Origin of the sequence: Moraxella sp. K127, assembly GCF_015223095.1 — a bacterium.
Classification (GTDB): Bacteria; Pseudomonadota; Gammaproteobacteria; order Pseudomonadales; family Moraxellaceae; genus Moraxella.
In genome coordinates this window covers 1-841 of record NZ_JADFBZ010000105.1, presented here as the reverse complement: position 1 = coordinate 841, position 841 = coordinate 1, and the positions used below count along the sequence as shown (strand labels likewise).

Annotated in this window: 1 protein-coding gene; it reads right to left on the bottom strand. The window is 38.8% G+C overall.

Features of this window, described 5'->3' with window-relative positions:
* Window positions 1-779: hypothetical protein (locus tag IM753_RS12795; RefSeq protein ID WP_194109447.1), on the bottom strand; the 779-nt coding region annotated here is incomplete at its 3' end.
* Window positions 780-841: the final 62 nt, after the last annotated feature.

Below are 841 nucleotides of genomic sequence, written 5' to 3'. Positions count from 1 at the left end.
GCCACACTAGAAAAAATAAACGAACCAACCGAATGAATGTTTCTTGGGTCTACACTAAGTCCGCCCAACCAGTCCAAAGGTCGCCAAATAATCGTTGCAATTGCAAATAAGATGAGTGGAAAGCAAAAACTTCTAAATACTTGAAATAAAGTGGTTGCTCCACCAAAACTAGAAGCTAAAAACTCTCTTTCGGACGTGTAAAGTTGGTATAATTCTGTATCACTAGGCTTGATATATACTGAAAACAACTTACGATCAACTCTTTCTTTATCAGACAAAAAATCCGTATTCTCTCTTACCCACTCAATCAATGCACTCGCCCATCTTGGCTCCCATACAAGTGCCAAATCCTTAACCCATGCCGAAATAAAAAACACTTCAAATAAGAAGTATGAACCAAGAAAGATGATTGCCCATTTTTGGATAGGTCGCATGGCAAGACCACCTGTATGAGCAAGCTCTGCTTCTACTTCTGCTCTGTCGTATTCATTAAGTTCATCTAGGGCTTGTTGTAGTTCTTGCTCTCGTTTGGCAGTATGAGTTTTTGAAAAGAAAAGTTTAAACCAAAAGGGACAGAGTGCCATACAGGCACAGATGATAAGATAATAGATGAAGTTAAAGAAAAGGTTTTGGGCTTGACTGTATCCATTGATTTCAAAGCCTAAAAAGACAAATCCAATAAAGAACCAAAAACAGATAATAAGAGCATAATAAAATAGATTGTCTTCATACAGACGGTGAGAGACAAGCCAGTCGGCAATGGTGTCGGTGTGGGGCATGGGCGTTCTTTGTGGGTAAATAAAATAATCTTAGCATAGTGGGTGGGGTTTGTCATTGTTTT